The organism is Polaromonas sp. P1_G2 (assembly GCF_056405515.1).
Map to the genome: position 1 here is coordinate 1 of NZ_JBFUBY010000992.1, position 487 is coordinate 487.

1 protein-coding gene is annotated in these 487 nt (G+C 59.5%); it reads left to right on the forward strand.

All coding sequences use genetic code 11. The features are described from left to right. Positions 1–487: tetratricopeptide repeat protein (locus tag AC1D0P_RS28710; RefSeq protein WP_477679842.1), on the forward strand; the 487-nt coding region annotated here is incomplete at both ends.

Sequence of the window (487 nt, forward strand, 5' to 3'; positions counted from 1 at the left end):
GTCTTTTATTCGCGGGGCCTGGGCGTAAAGGCGGATCGTGCCCGCGCTGAGCACATTTTTCGTGCCTCGGTGGATCGCGGCAGCACGGAAGGCATGGTCGCTCTGGCCAATCTTTATCTGAGCGGCAAGGACAAGACCAAAACTGCGGAGGCGATCGAGTTGCTGGAGAGGGCTGAGGCGCTTGGAGACGCCAATGCCATGGAGGATCTCGGGGGGCGCTATCTCTCGGGCACCGGTGTCAAAACCGATCAGAACCGTGCCCGGGAACTGTTCCAGCAGGCCATCGACCTCGGGGACACCGAGGCTTACCGCAGCATGGGGAATTATTTCCTCAACCGAGGGAACTGGGATCCTGAGGCGGCAATGCGCTGGCTGCAAAAAGGCGCTGCTTTCGGCAATCGCGACGCTATGACGGATATTGGTTTGCTGTATGAGCTTGGTGACGCCGGTCCGAAAGACGAGGCCAAGGCGGTGGAATGGTATGAGA